Source organism: Streptomyces sp. NBRC 110035 (genome assembly GCF_000829695.1).
Lineage (GTDB): Bacteria > Actinomycetota > Actinomycetes > Streptomycetales > Streptomycetaceae > Streptomyces.
Genome location: NZ_BBNN01000021.1, coordinates 69047 through 93598, shown reverse-complemented (window position 1 = coordinate 93598; position 24552 = coordinate 69047). Strand labels below are relative to the sequence as shown.

Genomic DNA, 24552 nt, shown 5'->3' with positions numbered 1-24552 from the left:
CGGGAAAGCGGGGGCGGCGGGCCCGGGACCGGGAAAGCGGGGGCGGCGGGCCCGGGACCGGGAAAGCGGGGGCGGCGGGCCCGGGACCGGTGGGCCGCGCGCCTGCCGGACCGCTGCGGTGCGCGGTCCGGCAGGCGCGTACGGGCTCAGGGGTTCCCTCCCTCTGCCCGCCCGGGTCGCGCGGCCCGGCACCGCGCCTCGCCGCGTTGCCGAAAAGCCCTGGTGGCTCGGCTACGAGAGCTCTCCGGCGCCTTGCGACGCACGGCACCGGACCACGCGGCCCGACCGGACGCCCAGAGGGAAAGGAGCCCTCAGCCCAGCGGGTGCATCCAGCCGTGCCTGTCGTCGGCCGTGCCGCGCTGGATGTCGAGCAGGGCCTGGCGCAGGCGCAGGGTGACCTCGCCGGGTTCGCCGCCGCTCTGCTGCCATTCGCCACCGGCCCGCTTGACAGTGCCGACGGGCGTGATGACGGCCGCGGTGCCGCAGGCGAAGACCTCGGTGAGGGTGCCGTTCTCGGTGTCGCGCTGCCACTGCTCGACCGAGACCCGCTCCTCGACGGCCTGGTAGCCGAGGTCGCGGGCGACGCTCAGCAGCGTGTCACGGGTGACGCCCTCCAGGATGGAGCCGCTGAGCTCGGGGGTGACGATCCTGTCCCCGTAGACGAAGTACAGGTTCATGCCGCCGAGTTCCTCGACCCAGGAGTGCTCCACGGCGTCGAGGTAGCAGACCTGGTCGCAGCCCTTGGCCGCGGCCTCGGCCTGGGCGAGCAGGGAGGCCGCGTAGTTGCCGCCCGTCTTGGCGTCGCCCATGCCGCCGGGGACGGCGCGCACCCGGTCCTCGGAGACCCAGATGGAGACCGGCCGCACACCTCCGGGGAAGTAGGCGCCGGCCGGGGAGGCGATCACCAGGAACAGGTACTCGTTGGCGGGCTTCACGCCCAGCCCGACCTCGGTCGCGATCATGAACGGGCGCAGGTAGAGGGATTCCTCACCGCCGTGCGCCGGCACCCAGGCCTTGTCCTGCCCGACCAGGGCGTCGCACGCCGCGATGAACGTCTCCACCGGCAGCTCGGGCATCGCGAGGCGTCGGGCGGAGCGCTGGAACCGCTCGGCGTTCTTCTCGGGGCGGAAGGTGGCGACGGACCCGTCGGGCCGGCGGTAGGCCTTCAGGCCCTCGAAGATCTCCTGCGCGTAGTGCAGGACGTGGGTCGCCGGGTCGAGGGGGATCGGCGCGTACGGGACGAGCTGCCCGTCGTGCCAGCCCCGGCCCTCGGTCCACTTGATCGTCACCATGTGATCGGTGAAGTGGCGGCCGAACCCCGGGTCCGCCAGGATCGCCTCCCGCTCGGCGTCCGAGAGGGGGTGGGCGGAGGGCTTGAGCTCGATCGTGGGCGTGGTCATGAGTGGGTGTCCTTCACCGGTTGTAGTGACGGGCCGCGCTCACGCCCGTACGGCCGGTGGCCAGTGGTAGGACGTCCGAGCATTCCCTCAATCCGCGGCTCCGTGTTCGATTATCGCCCGGAGGCGGCGGAGGAGGAAATACGGGGTGAATGCGGCCCGGTGGTCGATGGTGGCACCCGGCGGGGACATGCGGAAGCCGCCGGGCGGTCGCGACCGGCGGCTTCGAGTGGTGTCGAGTGTGCGCGCCAGGTCAGCCGGCTACGCGTACGGCGAGCGCGTCGCCGATCTCGGAGGTGCTGCGTGCGGGCAGGCCGCCGCGCTCCGCGAGGTCGGCGGAGACGGCGTCCTCGATACGGGTGGCCTCGGCGTCGTGGCCGAGGTGGCGCAGGAGGAGGGCGACGGACAGGACCGTGGCGCTGGGGTCGGCCTTGCCCTGGCCCGCGATGTCCGGTGCCGAACCGTGCACGGGCTCGAACATGGACGGGAAGGCGCCGGACGGGTTGATGTTCCCGCTGGCGGCGACGCCGATGCCGCCGGAGACGGCCGCGGCGAGGTCGGTGATGATGTCGCCGAAGAGGTTGTCGGTGACGATCACGTCGAAGCGCTCGGGCTGGGTGACGAGGTAGATCGTCGCGGCGTCGACGTGGATGTAGTCGGTGGTGACCTCGGGGTACTCCTGGGCCACCTTGTCGAAGACGTTCGTCCACAGGTGGCCGGCGAAGGTCAGCACGTTGTTCTTGTGGACCAGTGTGAGCTTCTTGCGGGGGCGGGCCTGGGCGCGGGCGAAGGCGTCGCGGACGACGCGCTCGACACCGAAGGCCGTGTTCACGGAGACCTCGGTGGCGACCTCGTGCTCGGTGCCCTTGCGGATGGTGCCGCCGTTGCCGGTGTAGGGGCCCTCGGTGCCCTCGCGGACGACGACGAAGTCGATCTCCGGCTGCCCCGCGAGCGGTGTGACCACGCCCGGCAGGAGCTTCGACGGCCGCAGGTTCACATGGTGGTCGAAGGCGAAGCGGAGCTTCAGCAGGAACCCCCGCTCCAGGACGCCGGAGGGGACGCCGGGGTCACCGATGGCGCCGAGCAGGATGGCGTCGTGCCGCTTCAGCGCGTCGAGATCGGCGTCGGTGAGGGTCTCACCGGTGGCGTGGTAGCGCCGGGCGCCGAAGTCGTACTCCTTGGTCTCCAGCTTCACGTCCTGCGGGAGGACGGCGGAGAGCACCTTCAGGCCTTCGGCCACGACTTCCTGGCCGATGCCGTCACCGGGGATCACTGCGAGATTGATGCTGCGAGACATGCGGGCACCCTACTCCTCGTCCCATGCTCTGACACGGACCGTCCGGGATACGGACACCCGTACGGGAGAGGAGGCCGCGCTCCAATGTGCCCGCGCCCAGTGGCGCGGCTCGGCGGCGCGGCTCAGTGACCGGTGGAGCCGCCGTTGTCGCGGCGGTCGAGGGCGCGCTGGAGGGCGGCGGCGGCGTTCTTGCGGTCGGACTCGCTCGTGGGGGTGGCGTGGCGGACACGGCGGCGGACAGTGGTCTCGGCCATGGGGAATCGACTCCTTCGACAAGCCGGGAATGCGCGCGGGCGCAGCGGGGGAAACGCGTCACCGGAAGGGGCGGGGAGCGGGGGCCGCAGGGGTTGCCTGCACGGGGCCCGGCTCGCTACCGCCGTTCGCCTGGTCGAGCGAGACGTTCGGCTCCTACAAAAATAAGGGGACCCGGCGCATCTGTCTGCACACTTACTCGGACTTCCTACCATCTGAGATGGTGGACCCGGTCACACCGCAGTGACCTGCGAAAACGCCGGACGGGCCAGGTCTGCAGACCTGGCCCGTCCGGCGGGACCGCGGCAACGGTACGGAGGTGTCCCGGTGCCGGGGTGTCAGCCCATGTGCGGGTACGCGTAGTCGGTCGGCGGGACCAGCGTCTCCTTGATGGCGCGGGTCAGCGTCCAGCGCATCAGGTTCTGCGGGGCGCCGGCCTTGTCGTTGGTGCCGGAGGCGCGGCCGCCGCCGAAGGGCTGCTGGCCGACGACGGCGCCGGTCGACTTGTCGTTGATGTAGAAGTTGCCCGCCGCGTAGCGCAGCTTCTCCATCGTGTACGCGGCAGCCGCGCGGTCGCCCGAGACGACCGATCCGGTCAGCGCGTAGTCGGACACCGACTCCATCTGGGTCAGCATCGCGTCGTACGCGTCGGCCGTGCTGTCGTCGTACACGTGGACGGCGAGGAACGGGCCGAAGTACTCGGTGCGGAAGACCTCGTTCTCCGGGTCGGAACACTCGACGACGGTCGGGCGGACGAAGTAGCCGACCGAGTCGTCGTAGGAGCCGCCCGCGACGATGGTGCAGGACGGGTCCTCCTTGGCCCGGTCGATGGCGGCCTTGTTCTTGGCGAAGGACCGCTCGTCGATGACGGCGCCGAGGAAGTTCGACAGGTCGGTGACGTCGCCCATGGTGAGGTGGTCGACCTCGGCGGCGAACTCCTCCTTGAAGCCGTCGTTCCAGATCGACGCCGGGATGTACGCGCGCGAGGTGGCGGAGCACTTCTGGCCCTGGTACTCGAAGGCGCCGCGGGTCAGGGCGGTCTTGAGCACGGCGCGGTCGGCGCTCGGGTGGGCGACCAGGAAGTCCTTGCCGCCGGTCTCGCCGACCAGGCGCGGGTAGGTGCGGTACTTCTCGATGTTGTTGCCGACCGTCTTCCACAGGTGCTGGAAGGTCTTGGTCGAGCCGGTGAAGTGGATGCCCGCGAGGTCGCGGTGCTCGAGGGCGACCTTGGAGACCTCGACGCCGTCACCGGTGACGAGGTTGATGACGCCCTTGGGCAGCCCGGCCTCCTCCAGCAGCCGCATCAGCAGCACCGCGGCGTGGGTCTGGGTCGGGGAGGGCTTCCACAGCACGACGTTGCCCATCAGCGCGGGCGCGGTGGGCAGGTTGGCGGCGATGGCGCTGAAGTTGAACGGCGTGATCGCGTAGACGAAGCCCTCCAGCGGGCGGTGGTCCATGCGGTTCCACACGCCCGGCGAGTTGGCCGGCGGCTGCTCGGCGAGGATGCCGCGCGCGTAGTGGACGTTGAACCGCCAGAAGTCGATCAGCTCGCAGGGGCTGTCGATCTCGGCCTGCTGCGCGGTCTTGGACTGGCCGAGCATGGTGGAGGCGGCGATGGTCTCGCGCCAGGGGCCGGACAGCAGTTCGGCGGCGCGCAGGATGATCGCGGCCCGGTCGTCGAAGGACATCGCGCGCCAGGCCGGGGCGGCGGCCAGGGCGGCGTCGATCGCGTCCTGGGCGTCCTGCTGGGTGGCGTTGGCGTAGGTGCCCAGGCGCGCCTTGTGGTTGTGCGGCTGTACGACGTCGAACCGCTCGCCGCCGCCCATCCGCTTCTCGCCGCCGATGGTGCAGGGCAGGTCGACGGGGTTGTCGGCCAGTTCCTTGAGCTTGGCCTCCAGCCGGGCGCGTTCGGGTGAGCCGGGGGCGTAGCCGTGCACCGGCTCGTTGACGGGCGTGGGGACCTGGGTCACAGCGTCCATGGGTTCCGTACTCCTTGAGTTGAGCTGCGGGTGCTTGAGCGGTGGTGCTCGAGCCGTCGGATGCCCGGGCGTCGGTGCTCGGGCTCAGCCCTTGCTGACCATCGAGCGCAGGAAGAAGCGCAGGTTCGCCGGCTTCTCCGCCAGACGGCGCATGAAGTAGCCGTACCAGTCGGTGCCGTAGGCCGTGTAGACGCGCATGCGGTGGCCTTCGGCGGCCAGCCGCAGGTGCTCCTCGCCGCGGATGCCGTAGAGCATCTGGAACTCGTACTCGTCGGGCTTGCGTCCGGCGGTGCGGGCCAGTTCCTGGGTGATGGAGATCAGGCGCGGGTCGTGGGACCCGATCATCGGGTACCCCTCGCCCTCCATCAGCGTCCGCAGGATGCGCACGTACGCCTTGTCGATCTCGTGCTTGTGCTGGTGGGCGACCTCTGCGGGCTCCTTGTAGGCGCCCTTCACCAACCGTACGCGACTGCCGTTCGCGGCGAGGCGGCGCGCGTCCTCCTGCGTGCGGAAGAGGTAGGCCTGGATGACGCAGCCGGTCTGCGGGAAGTCCCCGCGCAGCTCGTCGTGGATGGCGAACATCGAGTCGAGGGTGGTGTGGTCCTCGGCGTCGAGGGTGACCGTGGTACCGATCGCGGCGGCGGCCTCGACGACCGGGCGGACGTTGGCGAGCGCGAGTTCGTGGCCGCCGGGGAGCGCCTGGCCGAACATCGACAGCTTCACCGACATCTCGGCGCGGGCACCGAGCTCCAGCGGGCCGAGCCGGCCGATGAGCTCCAGGTAGGCGTCGCGCGCGGCGGTGGCCTGCTCGGGAGTGGTGATGTCCTCGCCGACGACGTCCATCGTCAGCTCCAGGCCGTTGCCGGCGAGCTCCTCGATGACGGGCAGGATCTCGTCCACGGTCTCACCGGGGATGAAGCGGTCGACGACCTGCTTGGTCACCGGGGCCGCCGAGACGAGGCGACGCATCCGGTCGCTGCGCGAGGCGGCGAGAATCACGGGACCCAGCACGGGGCACCTCCACAAGCTGCGAAATGGCCGTGCCCCGACGCTTCGGGTACGGCACGGAGAACCACCGTGAAACCTAGGGATCCATCCGATCGTGGGCCATCGACAGCTGTCACGCATCCGTACCGCCGATCTCAGACAGATGTATGAAGGTGGCGCGGTTCTGCGGGACAATGCCGGGGTGACGTCGGAACACAGGGATGACTACCAGGAGCTGGTGGACGAGATCTCGGAGCTGCTCGGCGCTCCGGCGACCCTGGAGAACCGTGACTTCGAGCTGCTCGCCTTCGGCGCGTACGACAGCGAGGGCGAGCTCGATCCGTCCGTCCTCGACCCGGTGCGCACCCGCTCGATCCTCACCCGCCGTTCGACGGCCGCCGTCCGGGCGTGGTTCGAGGGGTTCGGCATCACCCGGGCGACGGGCCCGGTCCGCATCCCGCGCACTCCGGAGGCGGGTGTGCACCGGGGCCGGGTCTGTCTGCCGGTACGTCATCGGGGCGTCGTCCTCGGCTATGTCTGGCTGCTCGACTACGAGCCGGGCCCCTCCGAGGAGCAGCTGGGCGCGGCGATGGGGGTGACCGCCCGGATCGGGGCGCTGCTCGCCGACGAGGCGCAGCACGGTGCCGACCTGACCCGCGAGCTGCGGGCGGTGCTCGGCGCGGAGCGCGACGGGCAGCGCGATCTGGCGGTCGCCGAGCTGCGCGGTGCCCTGGGCGGCCGCGCCGACGGCCCGTACACGCTGGTGTGCGTGGCCCCGTGGTCCTCCGCCGGCCCCGAGGACGCCCCGTCGGTGCGTACGGTGCCGGGCGCCACGGCCCTGTGCACCCTGCCGTGGGGGGCCTCGGACGTGTCGCTGGCCCTGCTGCTGCGGCTGCGCGCCCCGGACGTGCTGACCCCGGCGACGGCGGCCGCCGCCCGGCTGCTCGAGCGGACCCGCGCGAACGGCCCCGGACACCGGCCCGCCGCGCCGGGGACGACTGCCGCGACCGCCCCGGCCGCCCCGGCCGCCGGGATCGCCACGCCCCGCTCCGGCCTCGTCGGCCTGTCCACCGCCTGGGGCGAGGCGTCGGCGGCGGCCCGCGCGGCCCTGGCCGAGCCCCGCCTGGGCCCGGTCGCCCGCTGGTCGTCGATCGGCCCCTACCGGCTCCTGACCGCGCTGCCCCGCCGGGCCGCCCCCGACCCCGCCGTCGGCCCCCTGCTCCTCCCGGTGCACCGGGAACTCGCCCGGACCGCCGAGACCTACCTCGACCAGGCGGGCCAGGCCGGCCGCACGGCCGCCGAGCTGGGCATCCACCGCCAGACCCTCTACTACCGCCTGTCCCGGATCGAACAGGTCACGGGCCTGGACCTGGACGACGGCGAGGACCGGCTGCTGCTGCACATGGCTCTCAAGGGCGCGCGGCTGTAGGGCGGTTCCACGAAAGGCGCCGGGGGACCGAGCAGTCTCGGTCCCCCGGCGCCTTCGAACAGCCGTACCGGACGTGTCAGACGAGCTCCACCGAGCGGGCCGACGTGGCGCCGATCTCCGCCGCGAGCTCGGCCAGGACCGCGGAGGGCACCGTGTCGTCGACGGTCAGGACGGCGAGGGCCTCGCCGCCGGCCGCGGCGCGCGCGACCTGCATGCCGGCGATGTTGATGCCGGCCTCGCCGAAGACCCGGCCCACGGTGCCGACGACACCGGGGCGGTCCTCGTAGCGCAGCACGGCCATGTGGTCCGCGAGCGCGAGGTCCACGTCGTACTCGCCGACCGCGACGATCTTCTGGACGTTCTTGTGACCGGCCAGCGTGCCGGAGACCGCGATCTCCTCGCCGTCGGCCAGGGTGCCGCGCACCGTGACGACGTTGCGGTGGTCGGCGGACTCGGAGCTGGTGGTCAGCCGGACCTCGACACCCCGCTCCTGGGCGAACAGCGGCGCGTTCACGTAGGACACCGTCTCGTCGACGACGTCCTCGAAGACGCCCTTGAGCGCGGAGAGTTCGAGCACCTTCACGTCGTGCTGGGTGATCTCGCCGTACACCTCGACGTCGAGACGGACGGCGACCTCGCCGGCCAGCGCCGTGAAGATCCGGCCGAGGCGCTCGGCGAGCGGCAGGCCCGGCTTGACGTCCTCGGCGATGACGCCGCCCTGCACGTTCACCGCGTCCGGGACCAGCTCGCCGGCGAGCGCGAGGCGCACCGAGCGGGCGACGGCGATGCCGGCCTTCTCCTGGGCCTCGTCGGTGGACGCACCGAGGTGCGGGGTGCAGACGACCTGGTCGAACTCGAAGAGCGGGGAGTCCGTGCAGGGCTCCTTCGCGTACACGTCCAGGCCGGCGCCGGCGACGCGGCCCTCCTTGAGCGCCGCGTACAGCGCCTCCTCGTCGACGATGCCGCCGCGCGCGGCGTTGATGACGCGCACGCTCGGCTTGACCTTGCGCAGCGCCTCGTCACCGATCAGGCCGAGCGTCTCGGGGGTCTTGGGCAGGTGGACGGTGATGAAGTCGGAGACCTCGAGCAGCTCGTCCAGCGACAGCACCTTGACGCCCATCTGCGCGGCCCGGGCGGGCTGCACGTAGGGGTCGTAGGCGACGACCTTCATGCCGAAGGCGGACATGCGCTGCGCGACGAGGGCGCCGATCCGGCCCAGACCCACGACTCCAAGGGTCTTCTCGGCGAGCTCGACGCCCGTGTACTTGCTGCGCTTCCACTCGTGGTTCTTCAGCGCGGCGTTGGCCTGCGGAATGTTGCGCGCGGTGGCGATGACCAGACCGCACGCGAGTTCCGCGGCGGTCACGATGTTCGAGGTGGGCGCGTTGACCACCATCACGCCGGCCTTGGTGGCGGCGGAGACGTCGACGTTGTCCAGGCCGACGCCGGCCCGCGCGACGACCTTGAGCTTCCTCGCGGCGGCGATGGCCTCGGCGTCGACCTTGGTTGCCGAGCGGATCAGGATCGCGTCCACGTCGGCGATGGCCGGCAGCAGTTCGGCGCGGTCCGCTCCGTTGCAGTGGCGGATCTCGAAGTCCGGGCCGAGCGCGTCCACGGTCGCGGGCGACAGTTCTTCGGCGATGAGTACGGCAGGTTTCGAGCTCACGTGAGTCCTCACATGTCCAATGCGGACGGCCGTCCCGACGGCCGCATGCGGTGAAGAAGTGCTAGCCGCGTGGAAGACGCACGACGCTGTGGGCCTGACGCGTATGTAGTGCAGCAGTCTAGTGGCGCCGAGGGCGTCGTCTTACGCCGCTTCGGAAGGATCACCCGTCCGTGGCAGGACGGGACGGACAACGCCGTACCACCGACGTTACCCCGGGTTCGGCCGGGGCCGGAGCGCGTCGCCCCGGCCCCGGCCGTGCGGCTCACGCCTCTTCGTCGACCCAGCTCATGAGCTTGCGCAGCTCCTTGCCGGTGGTCTCCAGCAGGTGCTCGCTGTCCTGCTTCTTGTACTCGTTGTACTTCTTCAGACCGCCGTGGTACTCGTCCATCCACTGCTGGGCGAAGGTGCCGTCCTGGATCTCGGCGAGGACCTTCTTCATCTCGGCCTTGGTGGCGTCGGTGATGATCCGCGGGCCGGTGACGTAGTCGCCCCACTCGGCGGTCTCGGAGATCGACCAGCGCATCTTCTCCAGGCCGCCCTCGTACATGAGGTCGACGATCAGCTTCAGCTCGTGCAGGCACTCGAAGTAGGCGATCTCCGGCTGGTAGCCGGCCTCGGTCAGGGTCTCGAAGCCCGCCTTGACCAGCGCCGCGGTGCCACCGCAGAGGACGGCCTGCTCACCGAACAGGTCGGTCTCGGTCTCCTCGGTGAAGGTCGTCCTGATGACGCCGGCGCGGGTGCCGCCGATGCCCTTCGCGTACGACAGGGCCAGCGCGAAGCCGCCTCCCGTGGCGTCCTGCTCGACGGCGGCGATGCAGGGGACGCCGCGGCCCTCCTCGTACTGACGGCGCACCAGGTGGCCCGGGCCCTTCGGGGCGACCATGCAGACGTCCACGCCGGCCGGGGGCTTGATGAAGCCGTAGCGGATGTTCAGGCCGTGGCCGAAGAACAGGGCGTCGCCGTCCTTCAGGTTGCCCTTGATGTGCTCCTCGTAGACCTGGGCCTGGATCGGGTCCGGGACGAGGATCATGATGACGTCGGCCTCGGCGGCGGCCTCGGACGGGCTCACCACCCGCAGGCCCTGCTCCTCGGCCTTGGCCCTGGACTTCGAGCCCTCGTGCAGACCGACGCGCACGTCGACGCCGGAGTCGCGCAGCGACAGGGCGTGGGCGTGGCCCTGGCTGCCGTAACCGATGACCGCGACCTTGCGGCCCTGGATGATGGACAGGTCGGCGTCGGCGTCGTAGAACAGCTCGGCCACTTTGGGTTCTCTCCTTGTGTGCAGGTGTCGCGTCCCACCGTATGACGGTGAGGGGAGGGGGAGGTTCGGAGTCTCGGAATACGGGCGGCCGGAGTGTCGCCGGCCGCCCGTTTCCGTCTTACGCCGACCGGTCGAGTGCGCGCAGCGATCGGTCGGTGATCGAACGGGCGCCGCGTCCGATCGCGATCGTGCCGGACTGGACCAGTTCCTTGATGCCGAACGGTTCCAGCATCTTCAGCATGGCGGACAGCTTGTCGCTGCTGCCGGTGGCCTCGATGGTCACGGCCTCCGGGGAGACGTCCACGGTCTTGGCCCGGAAGAGCTGGACGATCTCGACGATCTGGGAACGCGTCTCGTTGTCGGCGCGCACCTTCACCAGGACGAGTTCGCGCTGAACGGCCTGCCCGGGTTCGAGCTCGACGATCTTCAGCACGTTGACGAGCTTGTTGAGCTGCTTGGTCACCTGCTCCAGCGGGAACTCGTCGACGCTCACCACGATGGTGATGCGGGAGATGTCGGGGTGCTCGGTGACGCCGACCGCGAGCGAGTCGATGTTGAAGCCGCGGCGGGAGAACAGCGCGGCGATCCGGGCCAGGATGCCGGGGGTGTTCTCCACCAGGACGGAGAGCGTGTGCTTGGACATGTCGGGTTTCCTCTTCGCTCTTCCCGGCTCAGTCGTCTTCGTTGTCGCCGAAGTCGGGACGGACGTCGCGGGCGGCCATGATCTCGTCGTTGGAGGTGCCGGCGGCGACCATCGGCCACACCATGGCGTCCTGGTGGACGATGAAGTCCACGACGACCGGGCGGTCGTTGATCGAGTTCGCCTCCTCGATGACCTTGTCGAGGTCCGCCGGGTCCTCGCAGCGGATCGCGTAGCAGCCCATGGCCTCCGACAGCTTGACGAAGTCGGGGACCCGGGTGCCGGCGCTCCGCTCGGTGCCGGGACCCACCGCCGAGCCGCTGCCCAGGTCGGTGGGGGCACGGCCCGCCTCGATGGGACCGGAGTGCAGCACGGTGTTGGAGTAACGCTGGTTGTAGAACAGGGTCTGCCACTGGCGGACCATCCCGAGGGCGCCGTTGTTGATGATGGCGACCTTGATCGGGATGTTGTTCAGGGCGCAGGTGGTGAGTTCCTGGTTGGTCATCTGGAAGCAGCCGTCGCCGTCGATCGCCCAGACGGCCCGGCCGGGCTGTCCGGCCTTGGCGCCCATGGCCGCCGGGACGGCGTAGCCCATGGTTCCGGCACCGCCGGAGTTCAGCCAGGTGGCGGGCTTCTCGTACTGGACGAAGTGGGCCGCCCACATCTGGTGCTGGCCGACGCCGGCGGCGAAGATCGTGCCCTCGGGGGCCAGCTGTCCGATGCGCTCGATGACCTGCTGCGGGGAGAGCGAACCGTCCTCGGGCTGGTCGTAGCCCAGGGGGTAGGTGTCGCGCCAGCGGCTCAGGTCCTTCCACCAGGCGGTGTAGTCGCCCCGGTGGCCCTCCGCGTGTTCCTTCTGGACGGCCTGGACGAGGTCGGCCAGGACCTCGCGGGCGTCCCCGACGATCGGCACGTCGGCAGCCCGGTTCTTGCCGATCTCGGCCGGGTCGATGTCGGCGTGGACGATCTTGGCGTACGGGGCGAAGCTGTCCAGCTTGCCGGTGACGCGGTCGTCGAAGCGGGCGCCGAGGGCGACGATCAGGTCGGCCTTCTGCAGCGCGGTGACGGCGGTGACCGCACCGTGCATGCCCGGCATTCCCACGTGCAGCGGGTGGCTGTCGGGGAATGCGCCGAGCCCCATCAGGGTGGTGGTGACGGGCGCTCCGGTGAGTTCCGCGAGGACCTTCAGCTCGGCCGTGGCCCGGGCCTTGATGACGCCGCCGCCGACGTAGAGGACCGGCCGCTTCGCGGAGGTGACGAGCTTGGCGGCCTCGCGGATCTGCTTGGCGTGCGGCTTGGTGACGGGCCGGTAGCCGGGCAGGTCCATGGTGGGCGGCCAGGAGAAGGTGGTCCGCGCCTGGAGGGCGTCCTTGGCGATGTCCACGAGCACCGGGCCGGGGCGGCCGGTGGCGGCGATGTGGAAGGCCTCGGCGATCACCCGCGGGATGTCCTTGGCCTTGGTGACCAGGAAGTTGTGCTTGGTGATCGGCATGGTGATGCCGACGATGTCCGCCTCCTGGAAGGCGTCCGTGCCGATCGCCTTGGAGGCGACCTGGCCGGTGATCGCGACCACCGGCACGGAGTCCATGTGCGCGTCGGCGATCGGGGTGACCAGGTTGGTGGCGCCCGGGCCCGAGGTCGCCATGCAGACGCCGACCTTGCCGGTGGCCTGCGCGTACCCGGTGGCCGCGTGGCCCGCGCCCTGCTCGTGCCGGACCAGGACGTGGCGCACCCGCGTGGAGTCCATCAGCGGGTCGTAGGCGGGAAGGATCGCACCGCCGGGAATGCCGAATACCGTGTCGGCGCCGACCTCCTCGAGCGAGCGGATGAGGGATTGCGCGCCCGTCACGCTCTCGGGGGCGGACTGCTGTCCTCCGGATCGGGGCCGCGGCTGCGGGTGGGCCCCGGTGGCCTGCTCGGTCATCGGCTTCTCTTCTCGATGCTGAGGGTTTTTGCGAGGTTCGCGCGGTGTGCGCGGACGGTGCGACGGGTGCTGGTGCAACAAAAAACCCCTCGTGCCATGAGGCAAGCGAGGGGAGCGCGTCGGGCGGGGGCGTTGAGCAGGCGATGCTCAGCGTCGGCCGACGCGCTGTCCAAGTACGAGAATTCGGGTGCGCATGGCACTGACCTTCCCCCCGGCGCGCACCGACTGTCAAGTGGGTGGGACGGGAGTCTCATCATGTGAGCGCAGGACCGCACCGGTGCGGAGCACCGAGGCGACCCCCGACGCGTACCCTCCCGAGCCTCCGGAGCCCCTGCCCGCGTACACGGGTTCGGCCGGTCCGTGCGGCACCGGACAGCGGCCGGTGCCGAGTGCTCTGCGCAGCCGGTACTCGTCCAGCGGTCCGGAGAAGGCCATGCCCTGACCGTGCGTGCATCCCATCGCGCGCAGGGCGACGACCTGCTCGGGCAGGTCCACTCCGTCGGCCACGGACTGCATGCCCAGGTCCCCGGCGATCCGCAGCAGCCCACTGGTGATCTTGTACAGCCGCGCGGACTCGACCACGCCCTCGACCAGGCTGCGGTCGAGTTTCAGTACGTCGACGGGAAGGCGCCTGAGAGCGGGGATCGCCGCACAGCCACCGCCGAAGCCGTCCAGGGCGATCCGGACGCCGACCCGCTTGAGCGCGGCCAGCCGGCGCTCCAGCTCGTCCAGGCAGACCCGCGGGTCGGTCTCGGCCACCTCGACGACCAGTGAGCCGAAGGGCAGTCCGTGCCGGGTGAGCAGGGCCTCGATGGAGCCGAGCGGCAGCGAGCGGTCGAGGAGCCGGCGGGCACCGACCCGGACCGCCACGGGCACCGCCACGCCTGTCGCCTGCCGTTCGGCGGCCTGTTCCACGGCCTCCTCGAGCAGCCAGCGGCCCAGTTCGGCGGTCTTCTCGCTGTCCTCGGCGACGCGCAGGAACTCCCCGGGGGTGAAGAGCGCGCCCTGCGAGGAGCGCCAACGCGCCTGGGCGCAGACCGAGGTGATCCTGCCGTCCTGGAGGGACACCACCGGCTGGTGCAGCAGCGCGAACTCGCCGTCGTGCAGCGCGGCGCGCAGCCGGGTGGCCAGCTCCGCCCGGCGGACGACGTCCTGCTGCATCTGCGGCCGGTAGAGCTCCACCCGGCCCTTGCCGCCGGCCTTGGCCCGGTACATGGCGAGGTCCGCGTTGCGCAGCAACTCGCCCGCGCCGAGGGACGGTTCGGCGAAGGCGACACCGATGGAGGCGTTGACCCGGACATCGTTGCCGTCGATGAGGTAGGGCTGGGAGAGGGTCACCCTGAGACGGTCGGCGAGCTCCAGGATGTGCCGCTCGCGGGCCTCCCGGTCGCGGGCGCCGTCGCCCACGATCAGCGCGGCGAACTCGTCGCCGCCCAGCCGGGAGGCGGTGTCGCCCTTGCGGACCGCGTCCCGGAGTCTGCGGGCGGCGTGGATCAGCAGTTCGTCGCCGGCCTGGTGGCCGATGGTGTCGTTGACGGCCTTGAAGCCGTCGAGGTCGATGAAGAGCACGGCCGTGCCCCTGAGGGCGGCGCCCCGGTCGGAGGCCCGGCGGCCGGAGAGGGCCTGCTGGACGCGCCGGGTGAACAGGGAGCGGTTGGGCAGGTCGGTGAGCGGGTCGTGCTCGGCGTTGTGCTGGAGCTGCGCCTGGAGCCGCACGCGCTCGGTGACGTCCCGGCTGTTGAAGATGAGGCCGCCGTGGTGCCGGTTGACGGTCGATTCCACGTTCAGCCAGCCGTCGTCACCGGAGCGGAACCGGCACTCGATGCGCGTGGTGGGTTCCTCGGCCGGACCGGCGGCGAGGAACCGGCGTACCTCGTGCACGACACAGTCCAGGTCCTCGGGGTGGATGAGCTGCGCCAGTTCCGTCCCCACCAGGTCCTCCGCGGGGCGGCCGTACACGCCGGCGGCGGCCGGGGAGACGTAGCGGAGGATGCCGCTCGGCGCGGCGATCATGATGACGTCGCTGGATCCCTGCACCAGGGAGCGGAAGTGGTTCTCCTTGTGGGCCAGTTCCTGGGTGAGGGTGATGTTGTCCAGCAGCATGATGCCCTGGCGCACGACGAGCGCGAGCACCACGGTGCCGCCGGTGAACAGGACCACGCGGTCGACGCTGCGGCCGTTGAGGACGGTGTAGAGGATCCCCAGGGTGCACACCGCGGCGGCGAGGTACGGCGCGAGCGCGCCGAGGGAGCCCGCGATGGGCCGGGAGACCGGATACCGCCCGCGCTCGCCACCGGGCGCGGCCGGATGCCGGAGGTTCTGGTGGTGGTACGGGTGGCGGGGGTACGGGTGGTGGGCCGGGGGGTGGATCGTGTCGTGAGCCGTGTCATGGGCCGTCCCGTGGACCGCGCGGTGCCCCGGATCGCCCGTGGCCCGGTGTCCGTTCGCCCGGGGATCCGGTCCGCCGCGCGGTCCGGGCAGGTGCCCGCGCACCACGCGCGTGTGCCCCTCGTCCTCGGGCCGGCCGCCCCGGGGACGGGTCCAGGGCGCGTACGCCAGGAGCAGTGAGCCGGCGAACCAGCCCGCGTCGAGCAGTTGTCCCGAGCGGTAGGTGTCGTGCAGCAGCGGGGAGGTGAACAGGGCGTCGCACATCACGGTGAGCGCGAGCGCGCCGATCGCGGTGTTGACCGCGGACCGGTTGACCGCCGACCGCCGGAAGTGCAGTGCCAGCACCATGCTGACCAGGGCGATGTCGAGCAGCGGATACGCCAGGGACAGCGCGGTGTGCGCCACGTCCTCGCCCCCGGCCTGCGCGGTCCGGGCGAGTGCGAGGCTCCACGCGAGCGTGAGCAGGGAGCCGCCGATCAGCCAGGCGTCCAGACCCAGGCAGACCCAGCCGGCCTTGGTCACGGGCCGTTTGGCGAGCACCAGCAGCCCCACGATGGCGGGCGGCGCGAAGCACAGGAAGAACAGGTCGGCGTAGCTGGGGCTGGGCACGGGGAGTCCGAGGACGACCTCGTACCACCCCCAGACGAGATTGCCGAGGGAGGCCATGGCGGAGGAGATGCCGAACAGCAGCCAGGCGGGCCGGAAGCGGACGCGGGGGCCGCGCGCGTACAGGATGCAGGAGACGGCGGCCGCGGCCGCCGCGGCGCTCAGTCCGAAATCACCCATGATCAGCGCGAGTCGGTCCGATCCCCAGCCGAAGGCCGCTCCGATCGCGTAGGCCGCGCAGACGACGGCGAGGACGAGCTGCGGCAGCAGCCCCTGCGGACGGGCCGCGGCCGGCGGGCCGGGCAGCAGCGCTTCCGGGGCGGGGTGGGCCCGCACCCCTCCGTCGAGCGTGGTCGTGGCGGCCGGCGCGCTCACCGGCTCCTCCCGGGGCGGTCGCCGCTGCGGGCGGGGTGAGCGCGGGTGCGGTGACCGCCGTGGTGGCCCCGGCTGCGCGCGGTCGTGCGCCAGGGTCGCCGACGGCGGCTCAATCGCGTCGGATCGCCTGTCCATAGGCCGTACATCGCCCGTCGCCCCCCTCACAGTCTGCAATGCCAATCCCCCGCGCCGATCGGTCAGCGGCGCTGCCCCTGTCGGGACGATACACCAGTATCGTCACTCAGGGACATAGCTTCTCTACGCTCCGTGACGATCACCTGATATATGGGTACCCGCCGCATCCGAAAAAACGCGGACGGTGCTCGAAGTGGACTACAGGTCTGCCGCCCCGGTCACCAGGATCACGTGGCGAAGCTCTTCCCGGTTCAAGAACCGGTTCAACTGGTCCACCAGCAGCCGCTCGGCGCGTGGCCGGAACGCGGAGGTGGGTCCGCCGACGTGCGGGCTGATGAGAACGCCCGGCGCCCGCCACAGGGGATGCTCCGAAGGGAGCGGTTCGGGATCGGTCACGTCGAGGGCCGCGGTGATACGGCCGCTCTCCACCTCGGTGAGCAGGGCCGAGGTGTCGACGACGGGCCCCCGGGCCACGTTGACGAGCAGCGCGCCGTCCCTCATCCGGGCCAGGAAACCGGCGTCCACGAGGTGGCGGGTGGCCTCCGTGAGCGGGGTGGAGAGAACGACGACGTCCGCCTCGGGCAGCAGCGCGGGCAGTTCGGCGAACGGATGCACCGGGCCGCGCGCCGTGGTGCGTGCGGAGCGCGCGACGCGCGCCACCCGCGCGAGCTCGAACGGAACGAGCCGGTCCTCGATGGCCGCGCCGATCGCTCCGTAGCCCACGATGAGCACGTTCCGGTCGGCGAGCGCGGGCCGGAATCCGCCGAGCCACTCCCCCTTGTCCTGCGCCCGTACGAAGTCGGGCAGGCCGCGCAGCGAGGCCAGGACCAGGGCGAGCGCCAGCTCCGCCGTGCTCGCCTCGTGCACGCCGCGCGCGTTGCACAGCCGTACGCCGGGGCCCACGTGGCGCAGGCCCGGCTGGACGTGGTCGACGCCGGCGGACAGGGTCTGTACGACCTCGACCGAGCTCATCAGCGGCAGCGGACGCATCCCGACGTCGCCGGGCTTCATGTACGGCACGACGTAGAACACGCAGTCCGCCGGGTCCGCCGGGTACTCCTGCGCGCCGTCCCAGAAGTGGTACTCCGGCCCCTCGGGAAGGCCCTCGATCTCGTCCGGCGGGATGGGAAGCCATATGTCAGCAGTCATGCAGCGGAGGCTACGTCAGGGGTCCGCGACGCCAGAGGTTAGGTTGGGGTCCGGGAAAGGGAGGGTCACGACCAGGTGGAGCGCAGGACGATCGGCGCGGCGGCGCTCGCGGCGGGGGCGGTCGGACTCGGGTGCATGCCGATGAGCTGGGCCTACAGCACCTCGCGGCAGCGCGGCGAGGACTCGCTCAGGGCGGTGCACCGGGCCCTGGACCTGGGGTCGACGCTGCTGGACACGGCCGACATGTACGGCCCGTTCACCAACGAGCTGTTGCTGGGGCGGGTGTTGAAGGAGCGGCGCGGTGACGCCTTCGTGTCGACGAAGGTGGGTCTGCTGGTGGGCGATCAGCACATCGTGGCCAACGGCCGCCCCGGGTACGTGAGAAGGGCCTGCGACGCCTCGCTGCGCCGGTTGCAGACCGACGTCATCGACCTGTACCAGCTGCACCGGGCGGACCCGGAGATCCCCGTCGAGGAGACCTGGGGCGCGATGGCGGAGCTCGTACGGGCCGGAAAGGTACGGGCGTTGGGGCTCTGCGCGGTCGGTGCGCGGTCCGCGCGGCGGCCGGGGGCGCGGCTGCACGACGCGACGGTCCGGCAGTTGGAGCGGGTGCAGCAGGTCTTCCCGGTGAGCGCCGTGGAGGCGGAGCTGTCGGTGTGGTCGCCGGAGGCGCGTGAGGCGCTGCTGCCGTGGTGCGCGGCGCGCGGTGTGGGTCTCCTGGCCGCGATGCCGCTGGGCAACGGCTTCCTGACCGGCACGCTGACACCCGGCGGAGGGTTCGAGGCGGACGATCTGCGGGCCCGGCATCCCCGTTTCACCGCCGAGATGATGGCCGCGAACCAGCCGATCGTGGTCGGCCTGCGCCGTGTCGCCCGCCGGCACGGCGAGGAGGTCACCCCGGCGCAGGTCGCCCTGGCCTGGGTGCTGGCCCAGGGCCGGCAGGTGATCCCGGTGCCGGGCAGCAAGCAGGAGCGGTGGGTCGCCGAGAACGCGGGGGCGGCGGACCTGCGGCTGACGGAGGCCGACCTGGCGGAGCTCGCGGACCTGCCCGCGGTCCAGGGGTCGTGGGACTGAGACGGTGGCCCGCGGGAGCGGACGTCACGGGCGTTCGGCCCACGGGCGCGGAACCGGGAGGCGGGGGTCGCCGGGCCGAGTCCGTGGCACCGGAACCCGGGGCGCGGCCGGTCGGGTTGATCGTGACGGGTTGATCGTGACGTCCGGGACCCGGAGACGCAGGACCCGGACGCGCAGGACCCGGAGACGCAGGACCCGGACGCGCGGGCCGGCGGCGCGGGCCGGCGGGCCGTGGCCCGTGGAGGCGGGTTCCGGGGCCGGGGCCGTCGGGCCGGGATCGTGGGGCCGGGATCGTGGGGTCCGGGCCGGGATCGGGCGGTGGTCGGCGGTTCGGTCTCCCGTGATCGGGAACTTGTGGGGCGCGGGCGGTGTATGACAGGGAGAACCCGCCGCGTCGAAGGGACGACATCGTGCACCATCGAGCCGTTACGGCCGTGCTGGCCACCGCCACGCTCCTGCTGACGGCCGGCTGTTCCTCCGACGACGGGGGATCGCCGGGCGGAGACGACCGTTCCTCACCGGGCAGTACGGCGGGGCGGTCCGCGTCCCCGGAGAGCAGCGCCGAGGAGACACCGCCCGCGAAGGGCTCGGCGAAGGTGCTCCGTACGGTCGGTACGGACCTGCGCTCCCCCTGGGGGCTCGCGCCCCTGGCCGACGGCGATCTGCTGGTGTCGTCGCGTGACGATGCCACGATCAGCCGGGTCGACGCCGAGACGGGCGAGACCTCCGAGCTGGGTGAGGTGCCCGGGGTGTCGCCGTCCGGCGAGGGCGGTCTGCTCGGCATCGCGCTCTCCCCCGACTACGCCTCGGACCGCATGGTCTACGCCTACTTCACCTCGGCCTCGGACAATCGCATCGTCCGCATGATCCACGACGAGGACAAGCCCGAGGGCGAGCGGCTGGGCGCCCCGGACACGGTGCTGCGCGGCATCCCCAAGGGAGTGGTCCACAACGGCGGCCGGATCGCGTTCGGACCGGACCGGATGCTGTACGTGGGCACGGGCGAGAGCGGCGACACCGGCCTCTCCCAGGACGAGAAGTCGCTGGGCGGCAAGATCCTGCGGCTGACCCCGGAGGGTGAGCCGGCGCCGGGCAACCCGCTCCCCGACTCCGCGGTGTACTCGCTGGGCCACCGCAACGTGCAGGGCCTCGCCTGGGACTCCAGGCAGCGGCTGTTCGCTTCGGAGTTCGGCCAGAACACCTGGGACGAGCTGAACGCGATCGAGCCCGGTGACAACTACGGCTGGCCCGAGGCCGAGGGCACGTCCGACGAAGGCGGCTTCCACGATCCGATCGCCCAGTGGAGCACGGACGAGGCCTCCCCCAGCGGCATCGCGTACGCGGAGGGGTCGATCTGGATGGCGGGCCTGCGCGGGGAACGCCTGTGGCGGATCCCGCTCAGGGGAACGGAGGCCTCGGCGGACCCGCAGGCCTTCCTGGAGGGCGAGTACGGGCGGCTGCGCACGGTTGCGGCGGCGGGCGACGACAAGCTGTGGCTGGTCACCAGCAACACGGACGGCCGCGGCGACCCGGACGGCGAGGACGACCGCATCCTGGAGGTCCAGGTGAGCTAGGAACGGTCGTCCGCTGCCGGTTCGGGGTGGTCCGGTGACGGGCGTACGACGACCTTTCCGGACGCGAGGTCTATCGGCCCGCGTCCGGGACCGGTGTCGCCGACGTCCTCCCGGGTCAGTTCGAGCCGGTTCTGCTCGTCCCGGGTGTGCTTGCGGCCGGGAGCGAACAGTTCCTCGAAGGCGTTGAACATCGCTTTCCTTCCGGGGTCGCGTGGGCGTGCCGCCCATTGTCCCGCCGCGGACCGGTCCCCGGCCATGGCCGCGAACAGCCCCGGGCGGTGGGTGACCGCCACTGCCTCGCCCGCGTCTACGGCGGCCGGACCGGGGCCCCGGACACCGGTGAGGGGCCCCGGTCCGGCCGCAAGGTGCTCGTGGCCGGGCCAGGATCCCTCCGGGAATGCTGCGAGAACTGTTCGAAGTCCCCGGTGCCTGCCGGGGGCCTGCGACGGCTCAACCCGCGGCGGGCAGCCCCAGTAGGACGTCGGTGTACTTGAGTACGGCGGACAGCAGCCCGATGGCGCCGAGTGCGACACCGGCCCAGGCGACCGACTTGATCCAGGGGGCCTGCGCGGCGCCGGGCGTCCCGAACGCGGGCCGGACGAGCACCGCCACGCCGACGATCAGCGCGGTGAGCGCGAACAGGCCGCCCCACAGCGCGCTGGTCTGCCAGGCGTCGCCGTAGACCTCCTTGATCTGGACGGCGACGGTCGAGTCCGCGGCGGTCTCCAGCTGGCCGACCAGGGTCTCGCGGGCGGCGGCCACCGTACCGAGCCAGCTGCCGGTGAGCGAGACGACGCCGAGTCCGGCGGAGACGACGGCCGCGGCGCCCTGCCCGACCCCGGTGGCACCCCGGGCCTCCGGGGTCGAGGCCGGTTCCGGCTCCGCTCCCGGCTCCGTCTCCGTCTCCGTGATGCCGCCGTCGACCGTGTCTGCGTCAGCGACCGCCCCGGTCTCGGTGCCGGTCTCGGTGCCGGCCTCGGTCCCGCTCCTGTCCGCGCTGGTGTCCGCGCTGTCGTCCTCGGCCTTGGCCGCTTTCTCGGTCTCGGTCTCGGTTCCCATGGGGCGCACCGTACGGACGCTCTCTGAGAAGTCCCTTAATGATCGCTGTGCGCCGCGCGCGCCGTCCGCCACTCGGGAGCCAGCACCGACCACACCTCCAGGTCGTGCCGTACGCCGTGGTGGAGGTGGGACGCGCGCCGTACCCCGTCCCGGGTCATGCCGAGCCGGCGGGCGGTGTTGAGGCTGGGCTCGTTGCCGGCGGCGGCGACCCACTCCACGCGGTGGATGCCCCGCTGTTCGATCACCCAGTCGATCAGCACCCGCATGGCGCGCGTGACGAGCCCGCGCCCGGTGGCGGCCGGCTCCAGCCAGCAGCCGACCTCGCAGGTGCCGCCCGCGGCGTCGAAGTTCAGCGTGAGCACCCCGCCCACGAGCGTGCCGTCCAGCCACAGGCCGTGCAGCGCGGCCGTGTCGGCGGCGCGGAAGTCGGCGTACCGCTGGAGCGCCTCCCGCGCGGTGGGCACGTCGACGGCCTTGGAGCCGAAGGGGACGTACCGGTTGATGAATTCCCGGCCCCGCTCCAGGTGGGCGAGGAACTCCTCCGCGTGCCAGGGCTCCAGGGGACGCAGTTCGGCTCCGTCGTCACCCAGTCGTATCGCGTACATCCGTCTGCCGTCCCTCCCTGGCGAACACGTCCTCCACCTCGGCGTCGGTGGCGGCGGCCAGCCTCTCATGGACGGCGCGGCTCTCCGGCGGCTCGATGCTGATGCGCGGCAGGATCCGGTCCAGCCGGGCGGGCAGCCACCAGTTGGCGCCCCCGAGCAGATGCATGAGCGCGGGGACGAGCAGGGTGCGCAGCACGAAGGCGTCGAGGGCGACGGCGGCGGCGAGCGCGATGCCGAACATCGCTATGACGCGGTCGCCGGTCAGGACGAAGGCGAGGAAGACCGAGATCATGATCACCGCCGCGGAGTTGATCACCCGGCCGGTCTCGGCGAGGCCGACGCGTACCGCGCGCCGGTTGTCCCCGGTCTCCAGCCATTCCTCGTACATCCGGCTGACCAGGAAGACCTGGTAGTCCATGGAGAGCCCGAAGAGGACCGACACCATGATCACGGGCAGGAAGGGCTCTATGGGACCCCCGCTGCCGAGGCCCAGCAGTTCGCTGCCCCAGCCCCACTGGAAGATCGCCACGACCACACCGAAGGCGGCGGCGACGGCGGCCACGTTCATCGCGGCGGCCTTGAGCGGTATGACGACGGACCGGAAGGCGAGCAGGAGCAGCAGACAGCCCAGGCCGACGACGACTCCGACGAACAGGGGCAGCTTGTCGACGATGACCTCGGCGAAGTCGTCGTAGCCGGCCGTCATGCCGCCGACCCGCACGTCGAGGGCGGTGCCGGCCTCGGCGCGCGGCAGTACGTCCTCGCGCAGCCGGTCGACGAGGTCGCTGGTCCGCTGCGACTGCGGGGAGGACTCCGGTACGACGGTGAGGTACGCGGTACCGCCGTCGGCGCTGTGGACCACCGGCCCGACGTGCGCGACGCCCTCGGTCTCGCGCAGGGCGGGGCCGAGCGTGTCCAGGGCGAGCCGGTCGGCGGCGCCGTCGACCTCGGTCACGAGGGTGAGGGGGCCGTTGACGCCGGGCCCGAACCCGTCGGCCAGGAGGTCGTAGGCCTGGCGGGTGGTGGAGGTCTTCGGGTCGTTGCCCTGGTCGGAGGTGCCGAGATGGAGGGAGGAGGTGGGCAGCGCCAGCACCGCCATGACGGCCAGGGCGAGCGCCCCGAGCAGCTTGGGCCTGCGTTCCACGAACGCCGCCCAGCGTGCGGCGAAGCCGGTCGGCGGTTCCGGCTGCGGGCCGGCCTCGGCCAGTCGGCGCCGTTCGCGGCGGCTGAGGGCGCGCATGCCGATGAGTGACAGCAGCGCGGGCAGCAGGGTGACCGAGGCGGCGACGGTCAGCAGCACGGTGAGCGAGGCCGCGACGGCGACGCCGTTGAGGAAGTTCAGCCGGAGGATCAGCATGCCCAGCAGGGCGATGCACACGGTGGCCCCCGCGAACACGACCGCGCGTCCGGTGGTGGCGACGGCTTCGGTGGCGGCCTCGGCGACGGACAGTCCGCGCTTCAGTCCGCGCCGGTGCCTGGTCACGATGAACAGCGCGTAGTCGATGCCGACGCCGAGTCCGATCAGCATGCCCAGCATGGGCGCGAAGTCGGCGACGGTCATGACGTGCCCGAGCAGCACGATCGAGGCGTACGCGGTACCGACGCCGACCAGCGCCGTGGCGATGGGCAGCAGCGAGGCGGCGAGCGAGCCGAAGGCGAGGAAGAGGACGACGGCGGCGACGGCCACTCCGACGACCTCCGCGAGGTGTCCCTCCGGTGCCCCGGTCAGCGCGGCGGCGCTGCCGCCCAGTTCCACCTGGAGTCCGTCGGTCCGGGCGGCCTCGGCCGCGTCGAGCACGGCCGCCGCCTCGGCCTCGTCGATGTCCTTGGCCAGGTCGTCGTAGGTGACGGTGGCGTAGGCGGTGCGGCCGTCGGCGCTGATCCCGCCGGTGCCGTCGTCCCCGTAGGGGCCGGCCACGGCGGCGATGCCGGGCAGGTCCGCCATCCGGTCCAGGGTGCGGGTCATGCTCTGTTCGACGCCGGAGTCCCGGACGCTGCCGGACGGTGTGTGCCAGACCACGGTGTCGCTGTCGCCCGACAGGGCCGGGAAGCCCTCGCGCAGCAGTTCGGTGGCGTGCCCGGACTCGGTGCCGGGCACCTTGTAGTCGTTCGAGTACGCGTTTCCGGTCGCGAAGGCTCCCGCCGCGACCCCGCCGAGGGCGAGGAGCCACAACAGAACGGTGATCAGTCGGCGTCGGACACACCAGCGTGCGAGGGCTGCCACGAATCGTGCTCCCAGGGTGACGTTTGGCGGATCTTTGGCCAGGAACAGCCATGGACGACCGAATGGCCCGCAAAGAACGCATGAGCAATGAAGTGCACTATTCCAGCGATAAATGATCCATTGTGGCGTTCGTGTTCTTGTTCACAGTGCGCAGGTCAGTCGAACTGGTCCCCCAGCGCCATCACCATCAGCCCCGCGATCAGCAGCCACAGCGCCCTGCGGGTCCGTCCGCGCGAGCCCAGGACGGCGGCGAGTGCGCAGGCGCCGGCGCCGCAGGCGTAGGCCACCGGCACGAGGACCGGGGTGGAGCCGGTGAGGCGGAGCAGCGCCGCCGCCGTCCCGGCCAGGGCGAGCACGGTCCCGGTACCGACCGCGGTCCACCGGGCCCGCCGGGCGGCCCGAAGGGCGTCGGCGCCCTGCTCCGCGTCCTCGGCCTCCTCGACGTGAGTGTCCGGGGGCGGGTCGGAATCAGTGCGTCCACTCATGGCGCGGGAGCGTAGCGCCCCCGGTCCGGAAACCGGGATGCGGGGG

The 24552-nt window shown here is 71.8% G+C and carries 19 protein-coding genes; 3 read left to right on the top strand and 16 right to left on the bottom strand.

The window, feature by feature from the left end; translation table 11 throughout:
* Positions 1-311 precede the first annotated feature (311 nt).
* The 5 genes from TU30_RS11100 to TU30_RS11085 all read right to left on the bottom strand — a co-directional run bounded on the left by TU30_RS11100 (position 312) and on the right by TU30_RS11085 (position 5936).
* Positions 312-1400 carry a branched-chain amino acid aminotransferase gene (locus tag TU30_RS11100; protein ID WP_042167956.1) on the bottom strand — a complete coding sequence of 363 codons (1089 nt, stop codon included), beginning with the start codon at positions 1398-1400 and terminating at the stop codon, positions 312-314.
* A 250-nt stretch (positions 1401-1650) separates the two neighbouring features.
* A complete protein-coding gene (locus tag TU30_RS11095) occupies positions 1651-2694 on the bottom strand; it encodes a 3-isopropylmalate dehydrogenase (protein ID WP_042167954.1) in 1044 nt (347 codons plus the stop codon).
* Positions 2695-2816: 122 nt separating this feature from the next.
* Entirely contained in the window at positions 2817-2948 is a 132-nt protein-coding gene (locus TU30_RS37985; RefSeq protein ID WP_107068425.1) for a hypothetical protein, read from the bottom strand.
* Positions 2949-3284: 336 nt separating this feature from the next.
* On the bottom strand, positions 3285-4925 hold the full coding sequence (gene pruA / locus TU30_RS11090) for an L-glutamate gamma-semialdehyde dehydrogenase (RefSeq protein WP_042167952.1): 1641 nt from the start codon (positions 4923-4925) through the stop codon (positions 3285-3287).
* An 84-nt stretch (positions 4926-5009) separates the two neighbouring features.
* Positions 5010-5936, bottom strand: coding sequence for a proline dehydrogenase family protein (locus TU30_RS11085; protein ID WP_042167950.1), 927 nt, complete (start codon positions 5934-5936; stop codon positions 5010-5012).
* Between the two features lie 139 nt (positions 5937-6075).
* Here TU30_RS11085 and TU30_RS11080 point away from each other — a divergent pair, with 139 nt between their 5' ends.
* A complete protein-coding gene (locus TU30_RS11080; RefSeq protein WP_107068430.1) occupies positions 6076-7341 on the top strand; it encodes a CdaR family transcriptional regulator in 1266 nt (421 codons plus the stop codon).
* A gap of 76 nt (positions 7342-7417) precedes the next feature.
* Here TU30_RS11080 and serA read toward each other — a convergent pair whose 3' ends face one another.
* The 6 genes from serA to TU30_RS11050 all read right to left on the bottom strand — a co-directional run bounded on the left by serA (position 7418) and on the right by TU30_RS11050 (position 17485).
* Positions 7418-9007, bottom strand: coding sequence for a phosphoglycerate dehydrogenase (gene serA / locus TU30_RS11075; protein ID WP_042167946.1), 1590 nt, complete (start codon positions 9005-9007; stop codon positions 7418-7420).
* A gap of 262 nt (positions 9008-9269) precedes the next feature.
* On the bottom strand, positions 9270-10268 hold the full coding sequence (gene ilvC, locus TU30_RS11070) for a ketol-acid reductoisomerase (protein ID WP_042167944.1): 999 nt from the start codon (positions 10266-10268) through the stop codon (positions 9270-9272).
* A 118-nt stretch (positions 10269-10386) separates the two neighbouring features.
* Entirely contained in the window at positions 10387-10911 is a 525-nt protein-coding gene (gene ilvN / locus TU30_RS11065) for an acetolactate synthase small subunit (RefSeq protein WP_042167943.1), read from the bottom strand.
* Positions 10912-10939: 28 nt separating this feature from the next.
* Positions 10940-12832 (bottom strand): acetolactate synthase large subunit, encoded by a 1893-nt coding sequence (locus TU30_RS11060; RefSeq protein WP_042167941.1) that lies wholly within the window; start codon positions 12830-12832, stop codon positions 10940-10942.
* Between the two features lie 228 nt (positions 12833-13060).
* Positions 13061-16201: a bifunctional diguanylate cyclase/phosphodiesterase gene (locus TU30_RS11055; protein ID WP_042167938.1), complete on the bottom strand. Its 3141-nt coding sequence runs from the start codon at positions 16199-16201 to the stop codon at positions 13061-13063.
* Between the two features lie 333 nt (positions 16202-16534).
* Positions 16535-17485 carry a 2-hydroxyacid dehydrogenase gene (locus TU30_RS11050; protein ID WP_107068424.1) on the bottom strand — a complete coding sequence of 317 codons (951 nt, stop codon included), beginning with the start codon at positions 17483-17485 and terminating at the stop codon, positions 16535-16537.
* 75 nt (positions 17486-17560) lie between these two features.
* Between TU30_RS11050 and TU30_RS11045 the strand changes: the two genes are divergently transcribed.
* Together TU30_RS11045 and TU30_RS11040 are read left to right on the top strand one after the other, a co-directional pair.
* Complete coding sequence (locus TU30_RS11045) at positions 17561-18559, top strand: aldo/keto reductase (RefSeq protein ID WP_042167936.1); 999 nt, start codon at positions 17561-17563, stop codon at positions 18557-18559.
* A 410-nt stretch (positions 18560-18969) separates the two neighbouring features.
* Entirely contained in the window at positions 18970-20133 is a 1164-nt protein-coding gene (locus TU30_RS11040) for a sorbosone dehydrogenase family protein (RefSeq protein WP_042167934.1), read from the top strand.
* On the opposite strand, the gene TU30_RS11035 is transcribed toward TU30_RS11040, so the two are convergent.
* The 5 genes from TU30_RS11035 to TU30_RS11015 form a co-directional block, all read right to left on the bottom strand.
* The gene (locus TU30_RS11035) at positions 20130-20324 is read right to left on the bottom strand and encodes a DUF6191 domain-containing protein (protein WP_042167931.1); all 195 of its coding nucleotides are present in this window, start codon (positions 20322-20324) and stop codon (positions 20130-20132) included. The genes TU30_RS11040 and TU30_RS11035 overlap by 4 nt on opposite strands.
* A 259-nt stretch (positions 20325-20583) precedes the next feature.
* Positions 20584-21192, bottom strand: a complete 609-nt coding sequence (locus TU30_RS11030; RefSeq protein WP_042167930.1) for a hypothetical protein — start codon at positions 21190-21192, stop codon at positions 20584-20586.
* Positions 21193-21227: 35 nt separating this feature from the next.
* Entirely contained in the window at positions 21228-21797 is a 570-nt protein-coding gene (locus tag TU30_RS11025) for a GNAT family N-acetyltransferase (RefSeq protein ID WP_042167928.1), read from the bottom strand.
* Positions 21775-24021: an MMPL family transporter gene (locus TU30_RS11020; protein ID WP_042167926.1), complete on the bottom strand. Its 2247-nt coding sequence runs from the start codon at positions 24019-24021 to the stop codon at positions 21775-21777. The genes TU30_RS11025 and TU30_RS11020 overlap by 23 nt, the downstream gene beginning before the upstream one ends.
* A 155-nt stretch (positions 24022-24176) precedes the next feature.
* Positions 24177-24506, bottom strand: a complete 330-nt coding sequence (locus TU30_RS11015) for a hypothetical protein (protein ID WP_042167924.1) — start codon at positions 24504-24506, stop codon at positions 24177-24179.
* Positions 24507-24552 lie beyond the last annotated feature (46 nt).

Bases quoted from the DNA above. Each gene is read 5' to 3' on its own strand.
- TU30_RS37985 (WP_107068425.1), bottom strand. From the start codon at position 2,948: ATGGCCGAGACCACTGTCCGCCGCCGTGTCCGCCACGCCACCCCCACG.
- TU30_RS11060 (WP_042167941.1), bottom strand. From the start codon at position 12,832: ATGACCGAGCAGGCCACCGGGGCCCACCCGCAGCCGCGGCCCCGATCC.
- TU30_RS11035 (WP_042167931.1), bottom strand. From the start codon at position 20,324: ATGTTCAACGCCTTCGAGGAACTGTTCGCTCCCGGCCGCAAGCACACC.
- TU30_RS11030 (WP_042167930.1), bottom strand. From the start codon at position 21,192: ATGGGAACCGAGACCGAGACCGAGAAAGCGGCCAAGGCCGAGGACGAC.
- TU30_RS11015 (WP_042167924.1), bottom strand. From the start codon at position 24,506: ATGAGTGGACGCACTGATTCCGACCCGCCCCCGGACACTCACGTCGAG.
- TU30_RS11095 (WP_042167954.1), bottom strand. From the start codon at position 2,694: ATGTCTCGCAGCATCAATCTCGCAGTGATCCCCGGTGACGGCATCGGC.
- ilvN (WP_042167943.1), bottom strand. From the start codon at position 10,911: ATGTCCAAGCACACGCTCTCCGTCCTGGTGGAGAACACCCCCGGCATC.
- TU30_RS11025 (WP_042167928.1), bottom strand. From the start codon at position 21,797: ATGTACGCGATACGACTGGGTGACGACGGAGCCGAACTGCGTCCCCTG.
- TU30_RS11100 (WP_042167956.1), bottom strand. From the start codon at position 1,400: ATGACCACGCCCACGATCGAGCTCAAGCCCTCCGCCCACCCCCTCTCG.
- TU30_RS11080 (WP_107068430.1), top strand. From the start codon at position 6,076: ATGTATGAAGGTGGCGCGGTTCTGCGGGACAATGCCGGGGTGACGTCG.
- pruA (WP_042167952.1), bottom strand. From the start codon at position 4,925: ATGGACGCTGTGACCCAGGTCCCCACGCCCGTCAACGAGCCGGTGCAC.
- TU30_RS11050 (WP_107068424.1), bottom strand. From the start codon at position 17,485: ATGACTGCTGACATATGGCTTCCCATCCCGCCGGACGAGATCGAGGGC.